Annotated in this window: 17 protein-coding genes; 5 read left to right on the top strand and 12 right to left on the bottom strand. The window is 44.0% G+C overall.

Annotation, left to right across the window (positions count from 1 at the left end; genetic code table 11):
- Window positions 1–66 precede the first annotated feature (66 nt).
- Complete coding sequence (gene aroQ / locus QL886_RS01445) at window positions 67–603, bottom strand: type II 3-dehydroquinate dehydratase (RefSeq protein ID WP_102093403.1); 537 nt, start codon at window positions 601–603, stop codon at window positions 67–69.
- A 446-nt stretch (window positions 604–1,049) separates the two neighbouring features.
- Here aroQ and QL886_RS01440 point away from each other — a divergent pair, with 446 nt between their 5' ends.
- Window positions 1,050–1,265, top strand: a complete 216-nt coding sequence (locus QL886_RS01440; protein WP_057760416.1) for a cold-shock protein — start codon at window positions 1,050–1,052, stop codon at window positions 1,263–1,265.
- A 290-nt stretch (window positions 1,266–1,555) separates the two neighbouring features.
- Window positions 1,556–2,710, top strand: a complete 1,155-nt coding sequence (locus QL886_RS01435; protein ID WP_102091784.1) for a DEAD/DEAH box helicase — start codon at window positions 1,556–1,558, stop codon at window positions 2,708–2,710.
- 106 nt (window positions 2,711–2,816) lie between these two features.
- Here QL886_RS01435 and QL886_RS01430 read toward each other — a convergent pair whose 3' ends face one another.
- The 7 genes from QL886_RS01430 to ilvA all read right to left on the bottom strand — a co-directional run bounded on the left by QL886_RS01430 (window position 2,817) and on the right by ilvA (window position 9,246).
- Window positions 2,817–3,716, bottom strand: coding sequence for a sulfite exporter TauE/SafE family protein (locus QL886_RS01430; protein ID WP_290177380.1), 900 nt, complete (start codon window positions 3,714–3,716; stop codon window positions 2,817–2,819).
- A gap of 97 nt (window positions 3,717–3,813) precedes the next feature.
- Window positions 3,814–4,074 (bottom strand): cbb3-type cytochrome oxidase assembly protein CcoS, encoded by a 261-nt coding sequence (gene ccoS, locus QL886_RS01425; protein WP_290177379.1) that lies wholly within the window; start codon window positions 4,072–4,074, stop codon window positions 3,814–3,816.
- A gap of 115 nt (window positions 4,075–4,189) precedes the next feature.
- Window positions 4,190–4,918: a YdcF family protein gene (locus QL886_RS01420; protein ID WP_228707098.1), complete on the bottom strand. Its 729-nt coding sequence runs from the start codon at window positions 4,916–4,918 to the stop codon at window positions 4,190–4,192.
- A gap of 49 nt (window positions 4,919–4,967) precedes the next feature.
- Window positions 4,968–6,008: a UDP-N-acetylmuramate dehydrogenase gene (gene murB / locus QL886_RS01415; RefSeq protein ID WP_290177465.1), complete on the bottom strand. Its 1,041-nt coding sequence runs from the start codon at window positions 6,006–6,008 to the stop codon at window positions 4,968–4,970.
- Window positions 6,009–6,323: 315 nt separating this feature from the next.
- Window positions 6,324–6,821: a low molecular weight protein-tyrosine-phosphatase gene (locus tag QL886_RS01410; protein WP_290177378.1), complete on the bottom strand. Its 498-nt coding sequence runs from the start codon at window positions 6,819–6,821 to the stop codon at window positions 6,324–6,326.
- A gap of 207 nt (window positions 6,822–7,028) precedes the next feature.
- Window positions 7,029–7,448, bottom strand: a complete 420-nt coding sequence (locus tag QL886_RS01405; protein ID WP_201579447.1) for a S4 domain-containing protein — start codon at window positions 7,446–7,448, stop codon at window positions 7,029–7,031.
- Window positions 7,449–7,692: 244 nt separating this feature from the next.
- Entirely contained in the window at window positions 7,693–9,246 is a 1,554-nt protein-coding gene (ilvA, locus tag QL886_RS01400; protein WP_290177377.1) for a threonine ammonia-lyase, biosynthetic, read from the bottom strand.
- Between the two features lie 306 nt (window positions 9,247–9,552).
- On the opposite strand from ilvA, the gene rpiA reads away from it, so the two are divergent.
- Window positions 9,553–10,212 carry a ribose-5-phosphate isomerase RpiA gene (gene rpiA, locus QL886_RS01395; RefSeq protein ID WP_057760400.1) on the top strand — a complete coding sequence of 220 codons (660 nt, stop codon included), beginning with the start codon at window positions 9,553–9,555 and terminating at the stop codon, window positions 10,210–10,212.
- 136 nt (window positions 10,213–10,348) lie between these two features.
- Here rpiA and argF read toward each other — a convergent pair whose 3' ends face one another.
- The 3 genes from argF to dnaB form a co-directional block, all read right to left on the bottom strand.
- Window positions 10,349–11,272 carry an ornithine carbamoyltransferase gene (gene argF, locus QL886_RS01390; protein ID WP_057760398.1) on the bottom strand — a complete coding sequence of 308 codons (924 nt, stop codon included), beginning with the start codon at window positions 11,270–11,272 and terminating at the stop codon, window positions 10,349–10,351.
- 217 nt (window positions 11,273–11,489) lie between these two features.
- Entirely contained in the window at window positions 11,490–12,596 is a 1,107-nt protein-coding gene (gene alr / locus QL886_RS01385) for an alanine racemase (protein WP_290177376.1), read from the bottom strand.
- A gap of 173 nt (window positions 12,597–12,769) precedes the next feature.
- The gene (gene dnaB, locus QL886_RS01380) at window positions 12,770–14,173 is read right to left on the bottom strand and encodes a replicative DNA helicase (protein ID WP_057760393.1); all 1,404 of its coding nucleotides are present in this window, start codon (window positions 14,171–14,173) and stop codon (window positions 12,770–12,772) included.
- A gap of 298 nt (window positions 14,174–14,471) precedes the next feature.
- Between dnaB and pdxA the strand changes: the two genes are divergently transcribed.
- Window positions 14,472–15,572 carry a 4-hydroxythreonine-4-phosphate dehydrogenase PdxA gene (gene pdxA / locus QL886_RS01375; protein ID WP_290177375.1) on the top strand — a complete coding sequence of 367 codons (1,101 nt, stop codon included), beginning with the start codon at window positions 14,472–14,474 and terminating at the stop codon, window positions 15,570–15,572.
- 161 nt (window positions 15,573–15,733) lie between these two features.
- Here pdxA and QL886_RS01370 read toward each other — a convergent pair whose 3' ends face one another.
- Window positions 15,734–16,513: a transglutaminase family protein gene (locus QL886_RS01370; protein ID WP_290177374.1), complete on the bottom strand. Its 780-nt coding sequence runs from the start codon at window positions 16,511–16,513 to the stop codon at window positions 15,734–15,736.
- 520 nt (window positions 16,514–17,033) lie between these two features.
- Between QL886_RS01370 and rsmA the strand changes: the two genes are divergently transcribed.
- Window positions 17,034–17,897 (top strand): 16S rRNA (adenine(1518)-N(6)/adenine(1519)-N(6))-dimethyltransferase RsmA, encoded by an 864-nt coding sequence (rsmA, locus tag QL886_RS01365; RefSeq protein WP_102091795.1) that lies wholly within the window; start codon window positions 17,034–17,036, stop codon window positions 17,895–17,897.
- Window positions 17,898–18,026: the final 129 nt, after the last annotated feature.

Genomic DNA, 18,026 nt, shown 5'->3' with positions numbered 1-18,026 from the left:
AGATTACTGTTTGACTAATGTGTGAAGACGCGAGTAATCATTTACAAAAAAGTAAGCGCAGTCATATCATTTGTTTGTGTCAACTGCATACATATTGCTCAACCAGTAATCAAGCGCCATTTGATAACCCAATTGTCCTAAGCCGCAAATGACTCCGACCGCAACGTCACTTAGATATGAATGATGACGGAAAGGCTCACGGGCATGAACATTGGATAAATGTACTTCTATAAATGGTTTTTGGGTGGCCAATAGCGCATCGCGCAGAGCCACTGAAGTATGCGTAAATGCAGCTGGATTGATGATGATAGCATCAACTTGCGCAGATTTATCCGCCAATAATCCATGATGCTGAATGTCGTCTACTAGCTTACCTTCATGGTTGGACTGTATACAGATTAACTCTACGCCGTGGCGAGCGGCGTGCTCAACTAGTTGCTTTTCTATATCGGCAAGTGTCGTATGACCATAAATGTGCGGTTCCCGCTTGCCTAGTAAATTCAAGTTTACGCCGTTTACCAGTAGTAATTTATAAGTCAGTATTTGATTTGAATTTTCGTTAGTCGATTGTTTGGCTGTTTTTGATGGAGTAGAGGAGGTCATAATGGTCTCGGTAACTATTGAGCGATGTTAATAATTTATAATAATATATGAATAATTTAAGGCGCGAGCTGCCAAGCTAAATTGGCTTCAACGCATTTTGCTCTTTATCATAACAGCTTGTCAGCTGGGTTATAAAAATTTGTCTAAAAAAATTATCTAGATATCAAAAAGCATATTAAAAGTCTTTATGTTGCTAAAAACCCGTGCTATGATATTTTTTATGCAATAAATATTGCAAGTTTGTTGCTATCATCAAATTTCATGACAATAAGCGCGTTTAGCGAATTCGTTATGGACACACTATATAGGTAATTGAAGTACTACATAGACGATGGTAAGTAGAGTAGTAATACTCTTAATTTTTGATTTCATAATCTTAGACCCTGTTTATATGCAATGTCGCAAAGGAAGCTAGGGCTAAGCGGACTTTTTTAGGAAGTAATATTATGTCAGCTCGTGAGCAAGGTATCGTTAAGTGGTTTAATGACTCAAAAGGCTTTGGTTTCATTCAACGTGACAGCGGAGAAGATATTTTTGTCCATTTCCGCGCGATTCAGGGTGATGGCTATCGTTCTCTAAAAGATGGCGAAAAAGTTGAGTTCAGCGTAGTAGAAGGTGACAAAGGTCTGCAAGCTGAAGAAGTCAGAAAGATAGAAGAGTAATTTACCCAGACATTAAAGCGGTTTAGTTATAATGTCTGTACAAACTACTGATATACTACTGAGTCAAGCCCATCTTATCTTACCTATGTTGAGTGAACTGCAGCATATTTGGTAGGGTTGGATTCGGGCTTGGCTTTTTTTATGCCTATATGTCTGGTGGTTCTCCGCAGAATTAATAAAGCTACTCTTACTGATTACGATTTAAACGCTACATTTGACACTATAAAGGTTCATTGTGAGCCTATTTATAATTAATAAAATACGAGCAATTCATTTAAAAGGATATTTTTTTGAGCAATTTTACAACGTTTACTGATTTGCCACTTTCAACAGCGACCCTGCGTGCAGTAAGTGATCTAGGTTTTACTGAATTGACGCCCATTCAAGCAAAGATACTACCGCATACATTGGCACATCAAGATGCTATCGGACAAGCACAAACGGGCACAGGGAAAACAGCGACTTTTCTACTGACTATTATGGAAGCCTTGCTTAAGCGTCCATTTACCAACGACGAAGAGCGCTATCTTGGTGAGCCGCGCGCTGTGGTCATGGCACCAACTCGCGAACTGGCTCAGCAAATATTTGATGACTGCATTGCATTAACCAAATATACCTCGCTACATAGCGTCTGTATTATGGGAGGTACTAATTATGAAACTCAGCAGCACGAGCTTGAACGTCAATACGTTGATATCTTGGTAGCGACGCCTGGCCGTCTAATTGACCTTGCTAATAAAGGCATGGTGTATCTAGATAGAGTAGAAGTACTGGTACTTGATGAAGCCGATCGTATGCTAGATATGGGATTCATTCCTGATATCAAGCGCTTAGTTGGTCGAATGCCTGCCAATACCGATCGTCAAAGCTTGTTGTTTTCTGCAACCTTTAACCAAGATGTGATGAATTTAGCTTACCGCTGGTTACATGAGCCTCAGTTTGTTGAAATTGAGCCTGAACACAAGACCAGCGAGTTAGTAGATCAGCATTTTTATTTGCTGACAGAAGATCAAAAGCTAGACGCCTTGCAGCGTATTATCAGTGATGAAGCAGTAGAGAAGGTTATCGTCTTTGCCAATCGTAAAGACCAAGTAAAGCGTCTGTATCACAAACTGCGTCAAGCGCATAATATTGTGATGCTCTCGGGCGATGTCATTCAGCAAAAACGTGAGAAATACTTACAGCGCTTTAAAGATGGTCACGCGTCTATCTTGGTGGCGACAGATGTAGCAGGGCGCGGTATCCATGTCGATGATATCAGCCATGTGGTTAACTTTACTTTGCCTGATCAGCCAGATGATTATGTGCATCGCATTGGTCGTACGGGCCGTGCGGGCCAGACAGGCATTAGTATCAGCTTTGTGAGTGAGGATGATGCCTTTAATATACCGGCATTAGAGAAGCACTTGGAAACCAAATTTACGCTTGAGCAATGGCAGGAATAATTGCTATAAACTGAGCACTACTTAACAAGCAAAAGCCCTCAATATCGCAAATGGTATTGAGGGCTTTTTTATATGCGAAGTGTTAATAGTATCTGTACCGATAAATTTATTGAGCGTGTTCCATCATTTCAGTATGCTCATGGTGATTCATGTCCACTGATTCATCACTCATGTCATGCATACTATGATCCATATGGTTGTCCATATTTTGCATATTATGATCCATATCTTCTGCCATATCCATATCGTGATTCATTTGGCTCATATCATGAGAGTCCATATCAGACATCATAGCAGCGTGGCTACTATGGTTCATCTCACCATGACTGCCATGCATATTTGCCATGACCATCGGCACGACCGCTACTGCAAAACCTGATATGACCATAACTGCACCGTTTAGCTGTCTTAAGCGAAAACGTCCGATCTTATCACGTAGCCAACCGACCGTCTCATGCGTCGCAACCAACATCGGTATGGTCCCTAGACCAAAGACAAACATCAACGCAGCACCGCTTAATGGATTATGAGCAACGACTGCAATTAGTAGAGCGCCATATACCAAACCACAAGGCAAAAAGCCCCAAAGCAAACCTGCTGTCAGTGCGCGCGGAAAAGTATTGAGTGGAAATACCTTTTGACGCAATGGGCTAAGATACTGCCAAAAGCGCATACCAAAACGTTCGAGCTTAGTCAAAAACGGTGCACCAAGCATCGTTACACCGACGAATACCAGTACCAATCCTAATAAAATACGCGGTGTACTATTACCCATCATCAATGGCTTTAATACGGTAATACCGATAAGCCCTGCAATCAAACCCAATAATGCGTAACTCGTTAAACGCCCCAGATGGTAAGTAGCCACCAAAGCACGGCGTTTGGCGGGGCTGACATCTTTCATAGACAGACCAAACGCGGTCACAAGACCGCCACACATGCCTAAACAATGCGGTGAACCAAAGAATCCCATTAGTAATGCCGCCACAAGTAAAGCGATGGTCATGAATGCGTCTCCTAAGAATGGTAAAGGGCGAACTTGCTAGTGCTGAATTATTTAATAAAACGGCACTAATAAATTACGCATTTATAAGGTAGATAAATTAGATTTTTGAATCTTTATCTATCTCAGAATTATCGTTATTTCCATCAGTTGCCGCTGTTTTATCTTTTTGCTGGGTAGATGCTGAGCGTTCATGAGCCTGCATGGTTTGGCGGCGTTCTTGACGGTCATCCAATATAATACGCTGTGATGCATTGTCCAGATCTTCGAATTGATTTGACTTGACCGCATAACGCACTGCCCAAATAGCAACCACAAACAGCATGAGACTTAATGGAATTAATAAAAATATACTGAGCATGGCAAATCTCTTAAATAGCAGTGTCTCTTATTATTATACACCCATCACAAATGTAGTGGATGATCGGTAGCATTTAGAATGAGTTTCTCAATGGTATCGTATACATCTTTAACGTTTATTCGTCAGAGTCTTTTGCGGCATTGCCTCTTGGAGTCAATAGCTGCTGTGAAGTCACATCATTGGCATGGCGACAGTCCATCTGTGGACGTATCACATCTCGCAGGTAGGCTGCGACCTCATAGACAGCGCGCCGTGAGTGGCTTAAGTTGTGCGCAGGTTTCATCCAGTCGCGTCTTACTGGCAGTGGCGCAGGGAGTGGTGTGCTATTGATACCATTTAAGGCAAACTGTCTGCGTGCACGCGCCATATGATAGCTATCAGTAATCAGATATACATGGCGTAACGGAATGCGTTTGGCTGTAAAACGGGCGTTTTCACATGTATTCATGCTGGCATTTTCACTGATCAGTCCGTCGATACCGTGTTCCATCAACCATTGACCGAGCCATGGAGCTTCGGCGCCACTCAGTACGATCGGTAGGGGTAAGTCATGGTAAGCGCCCGCAGCGGTACGAGCGCGATTAAGACTATAACGATTTAGGATAATTTGGTTGTTGTGGTCATTGGTCAGACCGCCGCCTAAGACTACATAAGCGGTAGGCGGGGAGCTCATGGCAGCAGAAGGCATATCAGGTAGCGGCAGTAGAGAAAAGATATAAACGATTGCTTGCGAAAACAGCGGGGTAAATAGGCTAATAATTACTAAAATAACAGACGTGGAGCCTAGTATGAAAGTAATATTGATAATGCGAAATAGTGTCACCATGCGTTCAGAAAACCGCAAGTAATATCGCCATAATCGTTTAGATAATAGCCGCTTAGACCATGATTTTTTAGGCCACATGCTCAGCATATCCAATTGAGCCATCAGCATTTACCCAGACTGGCTCACGTGACAATTGAATGGCAAATTTTTCATAGACAGTAGCAGCGATATGTTTCTGCGCTATGGCTACATCTTCTTGCGTGGCTTGCTGAGGTGTATGGTTGGTCAGTACGAGTGCTTGCTGTTTATGCGTAAAAATAGGTGCAATGCCGCCGCCTTTTAACCCTGCTTGTTCAATGAGCCACCCTGCAGCCACCTTTACCATTGCATCAGGCATCGCATAACCAACGATAGCTGGATAAATTGCTTGCAGCGCTGTGAACTGCTCCTGAGCGATAATAGGGTTTTGAAAAAAACTGCCACAATTAGGTAGCTGTTTTGGATCTGGCAGCTTTTGTTGTCTAATATCTATAATGGCTTGCATAACCTCAGCAGGCATTGCTTGCTCGCGCCCTTGTTGCTCTGCATAGCGCTGCGCCACAGTCTGTACATCACCATAACTGGCTAAAATATTGGCAGGATCAGTATGTAATCTGAAACCTACACGGCTAATAAGCCAAGTGTTTGGTGTACGCTTAAAAATACTGTCACGATAGCCAAATTGGCAATCAGCAGCTGACAAATGGTGCCAAGTTTGTGTCGGCAAATGATAGGCGCGTACATACTGTAAGCGGTCTTCTAATTGTACGCCGTATGCACCGATATTTTGTATGGGTGCTGCGCCCGTCAGGCCCGGTATTAGTGCAAGGTTTTCTAACCCATACCAACCTTGATTGACCGTATGTACGACCAAATCATGCCAGTTTTCGCCAGCCATTACTTCGATATCGACATAATCGTCGGTTTGATTGGTCAGATGAATACCACGCATCTTTGGCTGTAATACTATGGCTTTCAAAGCGGCAGGTAATAAGACATTACTACCGCCAGACAGTACAAACAGTGGCAATTTGTCTGCTGTATCCTCTATATAAGCTGCCATAAAGTCATCAAGCTGCGCCTCATTCTCTAATGTCACGACAGAGTCAGCAACACAGGCCAATGCCATAGTATTATCATGTGACAAGTCGATTGAATCATTGACTACGGCAGTCGATGAAGCATTCGAAACATCAGAGCTGATGGTAGACTGAGTACTGTGGTCAAGGCGTGAAGCTTGGGTCATAACATAGCCTATGTGGCAAAAGGATAATAAATGATAAGGTAGCTATAGTTGATTCAATTTAAAAGAGATACAAGGCAACTGAGTGCAGACGTAACTGTGATACTTCAAGCGAGGTTAACGCTGTAGCTCTTTTATAGAGGATTAACTATATTATAGAGGATACCGGATGCAAGAGTAGCAGAAATATAGACAGTATGGCTAGCAGGCTTTCCAGCTTTCTATCCAAGCTTGGGCGCTTGATTCGATACGCTCGATCACTTCTTCAAAATCATCGTTATCGCACTTATATGGATCTGGCACATCGCTGCCGCAGTAGGTAGGGTCTTCTTCACTGAATAGCGCTAGTGTTGCCAAATTATCTTCTGACTCTATAATGCCATCTTTGATAGCTTGTAGATCAGCTAGATTCTGTGAATCCATGGCTAAGATTAAATCAAAATCACGAAAATCATTGGCACTGACTTGACGAGCGACCAGCTTATTAATTTTATAGCCGTGTGACTTAGCATGACGTTGTGAGCGAGTATCAGGCGCACTGCCAACGTGCCAATCACTGGTGCCTGCTGAGTCTACTTTTATAGATAGTCCAGCAATCGCTGCTTGCTGACGAAAAACTTCTTCAGCAGTAGGGGAGCGGCAGATATTTCCTAAACATACCAATAATACAGACGAGGGAGTACAGGCTTTCATCAGCATAATATGACCTTCTATAACAAAAAAAACATGCTATAAGAGACCAGCATTGTTAATGCGGCTTTTATTAGCATGCAATCGATTGAATCAGCTGCTAGCTTAACGCTTAATGCTTGGAATGGCAAGGATAGAGACTAAACAATAGCGTCATTTAACAATGAAGCTTTGGCCATATGATGCATGGCCAAAAGGTGAGATAGTGAAACGGTTTTAATCTTGATTACTTTTAAAACGCTGTAGATCGCGTCGCTCTTTTTTGTTGGGCTTGTTGTCAGGACGAGCAAGATTGGCCAGTTTGCGCTGTTCGGCATAGTAAGCACGGCGCGTCTCGCTCTCTTTTGTCTCTGAATATAGTACCTCAGCGGCAATCGCATTGCCACGCTGTGCAGATAGCGCCTCAACAACGACAGTCTTTTCAGTCATAGCGGTCGCTGAGCCTTGACGAATGGTTAGCTCATCTCCGACTGAAATCTCTTTACTGGTTTTTACCCGGCTACCAGCATAGTGCACGCGTCCACTTTCAATCGCTTGTTTGGCTAGGGTGCGTGTACGATAAAACCTAGCTGCCCAAAGCCATTTATCGAGACGGATTTTCACCAAACCTTGGTTATCATCAGCACTTTTCTTCATAAGAATCACTCTGCCTTCGTTTTTATATTAAATCATAGTTTTATATAAACAATATTAGGGCAACTTTACTATTTGCAAATGTATTTTTGTGATTGTAGTGCTTAGGACGTGTTCCCAGTTCAAACGTTTATCACCATTTTTAAAATAGGGACATTCCCTAGTATCGGGTTATATGATGCAAAAAGCGGCTAATCATAAGAGAAGCCGCTTTTGTTATTCATCTTAGGAACATACTCTTAGGAGGTTATCTTAAAAACAACTGATAGCCAATATTGTCATTCACCATGGTACAGTCGTAGCCGATATCTAGTAAGGCATCTTGTAGCTGGCGCGAGTTACTGTCAGAGGCTTGTAAACCCACTAACACCCGACCTTCAGCGGCACCATGATTACGGTAATGGAATAAAGTGATATTAAAGTCATCGCCCAATTTTTCTAAGAAAGTCAGCAGTGCGCCCGGACGCTCTGGAAATACCACTTGTAGTAACTGCTCGTTTTCGACCTTGGCGTGACCACCAATCAAATGACGGATATGTGACTTGGCGATATCATCGTCGGTCAGATCGTGAGCAGTGTAGCCATCGTCAGACAATTGGTTACTGATGGTTTGACGCTCTTTTTCACCTTCTTTTAACGCGATACCTACGAAGATTGAGGCAGGCTCCATAGAATCTGGTGATTTTTTGCTGTCAGCACGGTAGTTAAACTCAGTGATATTACGGCCGTGTAGGCTGCGACAGAAATTTAAGAAAGCGCCTGTTTGTTCAGGGATGGTAACCCCAAAGATTGCTTCTTTTTTCTCACCAATTTCAGTACGCTCAGCGATATAACGCAGGCGGTCAAAATTCATATTGGCACCGCAAATGATGCCGACGCAGTTTTTGTCTTGGATATTGTTGGCTTCGATATATTTTTTCATACCAGCGACTGACAACGCACCAGCAGGCTCAACGATGCTGCGGTTTTCTTCAAAGATATCTTTGACAGCCGCACACACTTCATCATTGGTACAAGTGATCACTTCAGTCTCAACGATAGGACCTGAGTTATCGCTTTTTTGTGTACGGACAACGTCAAAAGGCAATTCGCCAATCTGTGCGACTGCCACGCCATCCACGAACAATCCTACTTGCTCGAGCTTGACACGCTCACCTGTTTCAAGCGCGGCTTTTAGACAAGCTGACTGCTCAGCTTCTACCGCAATCACTTTAACATGTGGTGCCACTTCGCCTAAGAATGCGGCCACACCAGATATTAGGCCACCACCACCCACGGCAACGAATACATAGTCCATATTACGCCACTGCTGGGTCAGCTCAAGACCGATGGTACCTTGTCCTGCGATGACCAGTTCATCGTCATAAGGCGGAATAAAAGTAAGGCCTTCACGTTCAGCGCGGTCAATCGCATAGCGGTTTGCTTGATCAAAGCTATCACCGTGCAGATCTACATTGCCACCAAGTGCTCTTACCGCATCCACTTTGATATCAGGAGTCGTGGTTGGCATGACGATGATGTTATTTAGTGATAATTTGCGCGCAGAGTACGCCACGCCTTGCGCATGATTACCTGCGGAAGCACAAATGACGCCGCGTGCTTTTTGCTCGTCGCTCAACTGACTGATACGGTTATAGGCACCGCGCAATTTAAATGATTTGACTGGTTGTAAGTCTTCACGCTTAAATCTAATGTCATTGGCAAAACGTTGGGTCAGCTTGGGCGCCGTTTCAAGTGGTGTTTGAATAGCAACGTCATAGACGGTGGCTTGTAAGATGGCTCGTACCCAGTGTGACAGCATAGTAATCCCTAAACAGAATGAATATAAAAAGTGTAGATGAATATAAAAACGAAATAGATTAGCCTATGCCGATTTTTAGTATCTTGCAAGACTCAATTGCAGTTTTCTTGGGATTTCGTGCTTGAAATTACATGAAGTGCAGGTATTTACCTAAGTTAAGTCTTAGCTAGGCACGATAGGACTCACAAATTAGCGTCATGATGCGCTAACATCCATTAATATCATCGGTTATAATAGCCGCGCATTTTATCTGTTTTAGCCTTTTACTTTTTTTAAGACCATACGTTTATTTTCCAAGGATTTATGATGAGTGATCAGCAAGCACAAAAGCAAGCCGCGGCCAAAGCTGCTCTAAGCTATATCGAAGACGATATGATACTTGGGGTAGGGACAGGTAGTACGGTCAACTGTTTGATTGAGTTGTTGCCACAATTGAAGCTTGCTGGCGCCGTCGCTAGCTCACAGGTGACAGAAGACAAACTTCGTGCGCTTGGTATCGAAATAGTCGATTTGAACTTTGCTGGCACGTTAGATGTTTATATCGATGGTGCTGATGAAGTCAATGAGCACTTGCAACTTATCAAAGGCGGCGGCGGTGCATTGACTCGCGAAAAGATTGTGGCTGCAGCTTCAAACAAGTTCGTCTGTATGGTCGATGATAGCAAAAGCGTTGATATATTAGGTCGCGCGTTTCCAGTACCGATTGAAGTATTACCACAAGCCCGCTCGTATGTGGCTCGCCAATTGGCCAAATTGGGCGGCGAGCCAGTATATCGTGAAGACTTTGTCACTGATTATGGTAATGTCATTCTAGATACTTATGATTTGGATGTGAGTAATCCAATCGCGCTAGAAAAAGAGTTGAATAATATCGTAGGTGTGGTCTGTAATGGTATCTTTGCAGCAAACCAAGCAGACGTTCTGCTAAAAGCAGGTGCAAATGGCGTGACAACGCTCACGCGTTAATCTATGATCAAATCATTTGTATAAACAAAAAAGCCGTCCAGATCTGGATGGCTTTTTTATTTGGGAACTTATTTAGGAGTTTGTTAGCAAGTTATTGTACTATTTATCTCACTGTCTTTTTATAAAATAACCTAAGTTATGCAGGCAACTTGATTTTGTCTTTAAGTAAAAACTCCATCAATGCTTTTTGTGCATGTAGGCGGTTTTCAGCTTCGTCCCAAACGACAGAACGTGGGTCATTAAGCATGTCATGAGAGATTTCCTCGCCGCGATGGGCGGGCAAGCAATGCATAAACACCACTTCAGGATCAGCCTTGTCTAATAGAGACGGTGTCACTTGATAAGGCGCAAAACGACGTGCACGTGTGTTTTGCTCTGATTCTTGACCCATACTTGCCCACACATCAGTGACAATTAAGTTAGAATCTTTTGCCGCGTCTTGTACGTTTTCTACCAGACTGACGCAATGTGAGAAGCGTTCCATAAGTTTCGGATCAGGCTCAAACCCATAAGGTGCTGCCACGCGTAATTCAAAACCAAACTGATTGGCAGCTTGCATAAATGACGAGCACATATTGTTGCCATCACCAACCCAAGTCACAATCTTATTTTCGATACTACCGCGATGCTCGTAATAGGTCTGCATATCAGCGAGCAACTGGCATGGATGATAGTCATCGGTCAATGCATTGATAATAGGCACACTTGAGTATTCAGCAAAGGTTTCAACTTTTTCGTGCCCAAAGGTACGAATCATGATGATATCAACCATGCTAGAAATCACGCGTGCTGAATCTTCTAGTGGCTCGCCGCGACCGAGCTGCGTATCGTTTGGTGATAAAAATATGGCGTTACCACCAAATTGACCCATGCCCGTCTCAAATGAGATACGGGTACGCGTTGAAGATTTTTCAAATATCATGCCAAGCGTACGACCAACAAAAGGCTGGTATATCTCGCCTGCGTGTTGCATCTTACGCAATTCGCTTGCGCGTTTGATTAAGTTTTCTAGTTCTTGTTTGGTTAAATCAGATAAGGTTAAAAAATGGCGCAAACTCATAGTAATCCTAGCAGTCGATCGCAGTCAGTGAAACGTTATCAGTCTTCAATAGCATCGCGTCAGTGCGTATACTGGGTTGACAACAAACTTTTAGTATAGCGTATTTACTTTCAATGTAAACGTTCATTTTTATCAAGATTAAATGGCTTGCCAAATAGACCAAAATCTCCTTAGCAAGCCGCAATATCTTATATGCTAATGACTGTGCCGCTAATGATTATGCCTGTGTACGGTTTGGACGTATGCTAAGGCGACATAACAGCTCATAGCTAATTGTCCCAGCATGACCTGCTACTTCGTCGACACGAGGCGCATCGCCCCAGAGCATGACCTTGCTATCTATAGCAAGACTCTCAGGTGCATTACTGATATCAATGACAATCATATCCATAGCTACTCGCCCAATAACTGGGCAGCGGTAGCTTTGGCTGTCGTTAGCATCCATGACAGTAACATACGCATCATCAGTGACCACACGTGGATAGCCATCGCCATATCCCACGCTGACCAAAGCGGTTCTGGTATCTTGCTGCGCACGCCAGCGGCTACCATAGCCGATTGCATCATTTGCGCTAACGGTTTGTAGAGCAATGATTTGAGCACTAAACTCCATCGCGGGCTGCAAGTCTAGTTCTTGTGCGCTCTTATCAACGACAGGAGAGCTACCGTATAAGATAATGCCTGGACGTACCCAATCATAATGATGTTCTGGGAAGTTGACGATACCAGCAGAGTTGCATAATGAGCCTTGGATATCTGGGCCAATGGTATCTTTCAAAGTCGCTAGTACGCTTGAGAAGCGCTCAATCTGCATCGCATTTAATGGATGATCGTGGTCATCGGCATTGGCGAAGTGCGTGGCTAGGATCAGCTGATAACCCGCTTCATGTAGGCGTTTTGCTGCTGATAGCACTCCCTCAGCGTTAAAACCCAAACGGTTCATACCTGTATTGTATTTGATCCAAGCCACTCTGGTTGCACTGCCAGCTGGCGGGATGTTTTGTAGTGCCCATTCTAGCTGTGGTCCGTGGTGAATCACGCAGCTAATCTCATGATCAATCGCTTGCTGCCACTCATCAGCGGTAAATGCACCTTCTACTAGACCGATGGTTTTCTCCCAACCTAACTGTCTAGCTTCTAGCGCTTCAGTCAACGTAGCGACACCGATACCATCTGCTTGCTGCAGGGCTGGCAAGACTGCCGCCACGCCGTGTCCATAAGCATTGGATTTGACCATAGCCAATACTTTAGATTGGGGTGCTCGTTGTTTGACTTGATTTAGATTATGAGTAAGGGCTTTTGGTTTTATGGTGATAGTGCGCATAATCGCCTTCTGTATGAGTAGAATTATGAAATTATAAAGCCAGTACTGCATCGATTGAGTTGATGCGGTACTGGCTATTGTATTAAAACTGGTTATGTAAAATTATTTATTGACCTATGATTAGACCTAATTTTGAGGCTTAGTATTGATCAGGGTTAAATTTATAAGGTTAATTACTCATCATTCTCAAAACTCACGCCTTGATAGTACTCTGGCGTTAGATTGATAAAGCGGGTAAATTGACCTTCAAAGCCTAGACGAATAGTACCGATAGGACCGTTACGCTGTTTACCAATAATGATTTCCGCCACGCCTTTATGGTCCGAGTTTTCATTATAAACCTCATCACGATAGATGAACATAATCAAATCGGCATCCTGCTCAATCGCACCAGACTCACGTAGATCCGACATGATAGGGCGTTTATTTGGACGGTTTTCTAGACTACGGTTAAGCTGTGATAACGCAATCACTGGACATTCAAGCTCACGCGCTAGTGCCTTTAGACTACGAGAAATCTCAGAAATCTCGCCAACACGGTTACCATCTAAGCTGGGTACTTTCATCAGCTGAAGATAATCGACTACGATAGCACCCAAGCGACCGTCATGGTTTTTGGCAATACGGCGGCAGCGAGAACGCATCTCAGACGGCGGTAGGGCGGTACTGTCATCAATATATAAATGCTTCGATTGCAGATGTTGAATGGCATTCATCATCTTTGCCCATTCATCTTCATTCATTTGCCCAGAACGCAGGTGCGTCTGGTTAATCGCGCCCCATGAGGACAGCAAACGCATGACGATAGATTCAGCGGGCATCTCCATCGAAAACACCACGACGGGCAAATCTTCATTAAACAAAATCCCTTCTGCCAAGTTCATCGCAAAAGTGGTTTTACCCATCGAAGGACGCGCAGCGACAATAATCAGATCACCCGCTTGTAGGCCTTGGGTTTTGTTATTCAGCTCGGCAAATGGTGTCTGCAAACCAATCATGCCGTCGGGATTAGATTTTAGCTCTTGAATCTTATCGATAACATTGGTTAAGACCGAAGTAATACCGACAGGTCCGCGCTGTTCTGCGCGTTTGTTATGCTGCTCATTGATACTAAATATCTTACCCTCGACATTGTCTAGAATGTCGCTAACGCTTTGGTCTTTTGGATTATAGGCAAGCGTCAGCATGTCATTACCCGTGGTAATGAGCTGACGCAGCGTTGAGAGCTCACGTACGCGCTGAGCGTAAGCGGTCAGGTTAAACAAGGTCGCCGGACTTTGGCTCAAAATATCGGCTAAGTAGCTGTCCCCACCTGCACCTTTGAGTAACTTTTGCGCCTCTAACCAGTCGTGTACCATGACCGTATCATAAGGCTCGTTAACGGCTGCAAGGTGAGCAATCGCATCAAAAATATATTGATGTCGCCCAGCATAAAAGTCATCTTTGGTGACGATATCGGCAATCTTGTCGTACGCCTCTTCGATACTCATCAAAGACGCGAGCAATGCCTTTTCAATATCGATATTGTGCGGCGGTGTCTGATTGAGTAAGTCGTCGGTTTTGTCGTTTTCTGCCATGAGTGCCTAATGTGTCAAAATGGGTATAAAAAAGGATGTCGATGGTAGCGCAAAACAGATATGGTACATCTCTACGGTAGATGTACCAAAACGTGGTTTTAGATTTGCCTGCAAATGCTACAATCAGAAGCGAAAGTTTAACACATTATGTGATTTTTTAGGCTGGGTAAGCAACTAAATCTACAGTGGTTGTTATGCATAAAATAAGAGACCGCATCCATTGTCTAAACGTAACAACTGAAAATATTGACGATAAATATAATAAAATCAAAAATTTAAATAAAATAAGGCTATTGCTATGACAGAAAAAAAACGTCCATTATTAATCACGACAGGTGAGCCTGCGGGCATTGGCATGGATGTCGTATTGAATCTGGCGGCAGAGGGCAAGCTGCAAGATTTTGACCGTCCCATTTGGGTAACCGCTGATGCGAGCACGATGCAAGTCCGTGCAGAGGAGTTGGTCGCGGCTGGCGTGCTCAAAAGCATACCTAGTTGGCATACTATCAATACAGATGTAAATGCCGGTAACTTCGATGTTAACTTGGTAGAGCAGATATCAAAGCAAAAGATCAACGCTGATAGTCCTTTCATTTTGCTTAATGTCCCTTGTGCAGAACGAGTTATTGGCGGACAAATCAATATTGCCAACTCAGCGATGGTGGCTCAGCAATTAGACATTGCTCATCAGTTAGCAGTAAATGGAACAGTTGCCGCTATCGTCACAGGTCCCTTACAAAAATCAGCGCTGATAGATGCTGGTATCAAGCTGTTAGATGGCACTATGTTTAGCGGTCACACTGAGTTTTTTATGCAGCAAAGTGGCTGTGAGAAAGTCGTCATGATGCTGGCCAATCAAGCGATGAAAGTCGCGCTTGTCACTACGCATTTACCATTAAAGGACATCCCTGCTGCGATTACTGCCGATAATGTACGCCAAACGGTACAAATTGTGATTGATGATATGCGAGAGAAGTTTGGTCTCACGCAGCCTCGTATTTTGGTTTGCGGCCTCAATCCACATGCAGGCGAGGGCGGGCACTTGGGAAGTGAGGAGATTGAGATTATCAATCCCGTGTTGCAAGAGTTCATCGATGCAGGTGTCAATATATCAGAGGCGATGCCTGCCGATACGTTATTTACCACCAGACATTTAGCAAACTGTGATGCGGTCATTGCCATGTATCACGACCAAGGATTGCCAGTATTAAAATCGCACGGTTTTGGCGATACGGTAAATCTAACCTTGGGCTTGCCTTATATTCGTACCTCTGTCGATCATGGTACGGCGTTAGACTTGGCAGGAAGCGGCGGTGCGAGTGCGACCAGTTTATATCAAGCACTAAATATGGCTAATGAGATGGCGGATAAGTCACTTATCGATGTACCTGCTGTATAAGTCAGTGCTTATAGATATTTTTCACATAGTACTTAATAATTTTATTATCAGTAATGCCTACCTAAAAAGGCAGCCGCTTAAGACGATTTAGTAAAGTTTTTATCGTGTATGACAGGCAGCATCTGTCTTAAACACAGGCTCGAAAGCCTAGGATCAGGACCCTAAGCTTGTCTGGTTACGGATACCGATTGGTTGATGAGCTCCATGGATCCGAACGAGGTTAAGAACGCGACGCTGGACGCATCGGACCCAACACCGATGCGGGCCATTGTGTCGGCACCTGCCATGCCAGTGGGATCAATGAGGTGCCAGCTCCCTTCAAGATAGACCTCGGCCACGGCATGAAAGTCTTGTGGTGTCACATCGGGCGCATAAACGCTCACAAACCTAGCTGGTATTGACGACGCGCGCGCTAGTGTTACGAGAACATGCGCAAAGTCGCGGCATACGCCCTGACGTTGAGCAAAGCTGTCAAGCGCGGTGGTTTGAGCATGACTTGATCCGGGTACGTAGCTAAATGCCGACTCGATCCAGTCACGCATCGCGGCAATCCGTGCGCCGCCAGCGAGATCGCCAAACTCGGCGTCCACGAAGGCATGGAACTGTTCTGACGGGCAATAGTGAGACGGCATTAAATGCCTGATCGTCTCTCCGGGCAAAAGATGCAGGGGCGTTTGGGACAGTACCGATATGTCCAAGGCAGGACGGTCAACGGCGATTTCTGCGAGATAAGTGCAGCTAAAATCCCCTTCAGCGTGAATCCAAATCCGCTCTCCTATGCCATCATCGGCGGTAACCCGTGAAAAATGCGCAACGTCTGATGTCCAAATCTCGGCTGACCGTACCCGTTGATCCGCAAGATCAGCAGCTTCGATCTGAAGCAAAAGATCCATTGGCTCTGAGAGTCGATAATGGAGGGTGACGTTAAGTTTCAGGATCATATGTGAATTCCCTAAGGGTATTTATCTGGCGGGCTGACGATCGCGTAGGGCTGAACCGCCTCGACTATATCAGAGACTGGCTTACTTTACTGGAGTCAGACAGCAATGCCTGACAGGGTTAAATTATCATAATAGCGCTTTTCAAACTCAAAAGGTGAAACATAACCAATTGCGTTATGCAGTGGGGCTTTATTAAACCCAAGAAGCGTTAAAAATCGTTTAATTATCGATTTAGTTTTACGCCGCAATCGTTATGATGTCGCCATCTTTGGACCTGTTTCTGTCTGCTAGCACTTGATTTGACGCTACTATTTAGCATAGTCAGAGTTTATATTATATGAATGTAGAGGTAAAAAGTTACCGGGCCGGTTACTCGAAAGCATGGCTCGTCTATCGATAATAATTATTCAAAAACACAGCCTAATTATGAGCTGTGGTATAATTCACCATTATAAAGTCAGTATATCGCTGCCATTACATTATCATCGCCCATTTATCTTTTATACATTAAGACTCTTTTATGTCCAAAACTTCATTTGATGCTCAAACTATTTCTAACAGCTTACGTGCTGCCAAACATCAGCCGCGTAAGCGCTTTGGCCAAAATTTCTTGCATGATACTAGCGTCATTCGCGAAATCGTCGAAAGTATTCGTCTAGAGCGCGATGACAATTTGATCGAGATTGGGCCTGGTATGGGCGCATTGACCGAGCCGTTATTGGCAGAAGTAGATGCGATGACAGTGGTGGAGCTAGATCGCGATTTGGCAGATAGCTTGCGTATTCGTATCGGTGCCAATAGCCATCCAAACTTTGAGATTATTAAAGACAACGCGATGCATGTGGATTACCGTGAGCTATATAGTGAAGAGCGCGGTAAGCTGCGCGTGGTGGGTAACCTACCGTATAACATCTCAACGCCTATCTTATTTCATCTGCTTAGCTATGCCGATGTGATTCAAGACATGCATTTTATGTTGCAAAAAGAAGTGGTCGAGCGTATCACAGCCGACGTAGGTAGCAAGACTTATGGCCGCTTATCGGTCATTATGCAATACCACTGTGATACAGATTACTTGCTGACCGTTCCTCGCGGTGCGTTTAATCCACCACCCAAGGTGACCAGTGCTGTGTTTCGCCTGACGCCGCATATCAACAAACCAGTAGTCGCAAATGATGAAGAGCACTTTGCTATTGTCGTGCGTGAGACTTTCAACCATCGTCGCAAGACGCTACGTGCTATCTTCAAAAAATCAACGTTGCTACCGACATTGAGCGAAGACGATTTTGAGGCTTGTGGTATTGATCCGCAGGCACGACCTGAGACATTAAGCGTCACAGACTTTGTGAACCTAAGCAATCATTCACAACAGCTAGACGTATAATGTATTTTTGATACATAAAAGCATGCTACTAACCGTCAATTATAATGGCGGTTTTTTATGCTTTATTTTTATGACTAGTACTTAAGTATTTATTTCTTATCGAGCTGTCTTTAACTATCGTGTTTAAAT

The organism is Psychrobacter sp. APC 3281 (assembly GCF_030407815.1).
GTDB lineage: Bacteria > Pseudomonadota > Gammaproteobacteria > Pseudomonadales > Moraxellaceae > Psychrobacter.
The sequence above is the reverse complement of the archived record's forward strand: the minus strand, read 5'-3'. Positions and strand labels throughout refer to the sequence as shown.

Coding starts and splice junctions, on each gene's coding strand:
- ccoS (WP_290177379.1), bottom strand. CDS start 4,074: ATGCTCAGTATATTTTTATTAATTCCATTAAGTCTCATGCTGTTTGTG.
- murB (WP_290177465.1), bottom strand. CDS start 6,008: ATGGCATTGGCCTGTGTTGCTGACTCTGTCGTGACATTAGAGAATGAG.
- dnaB (WP_057760393.1), bottom strand. CDS start 14,173: ATGGCAGAAAACGACAAAACCGACGACTTACTCAATCAGACACCGCCG.
- ilvA (WP_290177377.1), bottom strand. CDS start 9,246: ATGCTGTCACACTGGGTACGAGCCATCTTACAAGCCACCGTCTATGAC.
- pdxA (WP_290177375.1), top strand. CDS start 14,472: ATGACAGAAAAAAAACGTCCATTATTAATCACGACAGGTGAGCCTGCG.
- aroQ (WP_102093403.1), bottom strand. CDS start 603: ATGACCTCCTCTACTCCATCAAAAACAGCCAAACAATCGACTAACGAA.
- QL886_RS01405 (WP_201579447.1), bottom strand. CDS start 7,448: ATGAAGAAAAGTGCTGATGATAACCAAGGTTTGGTGAAAATCCGTCTC.
- argF (WP_057760398.1), bottom strand. CDS start 11,272: ATGAGTTTGCGCCATTTTTTAACCTTATCTGATTTAACCAAACAAGAA.
- alr (WP_290177376.1), bottom strand. CDS start 12,596: ATGCGCACTATCACCATAAAACCAAAAGCCCTTACTCATAATCTAAAT.
- QL886_RS01430 (WP_290177380.1), bottom strand. CDS start 3,716: ATGACCATCGCTTTACTTGTGGCGGCATTACTAATGGGATTCTTTGGT.
- QL886_RS01410 (WP_290177378.1), bottom strand. CDS start 6,821: ATGCTGATGAAAGCCTGTACTCCCTCGTCTGTATTATTGGTATGTTTA.
- QL886_RS01370 (WP_290177374.1), bottom strand. CDS start 16,513: ATGATCCTGAAACTTAACGTCACCCTCCATTATCGACTCTCAGAGCCA.
- rsmA (WP_102091795.1), top strand. CDS start 17,034: ATGTCCAAAACTTCATTTGATGCTCAAACTATTTCTAACAGCTTACGT.
- rpiA (WP_057760400.1), top strand. CDS start 9,553: ATGAGTGATCAGCAAGCACAAAAGCAAGCCGCGGCCAAAGCTGCTCTA.
- QL886_RS01440 (WP_057760416.1), top strand. CDS start 1,050: ATGTCAGCTCGTGAGCAAGGTATCGTTAAGTGGTTTAATGACTCAAAA.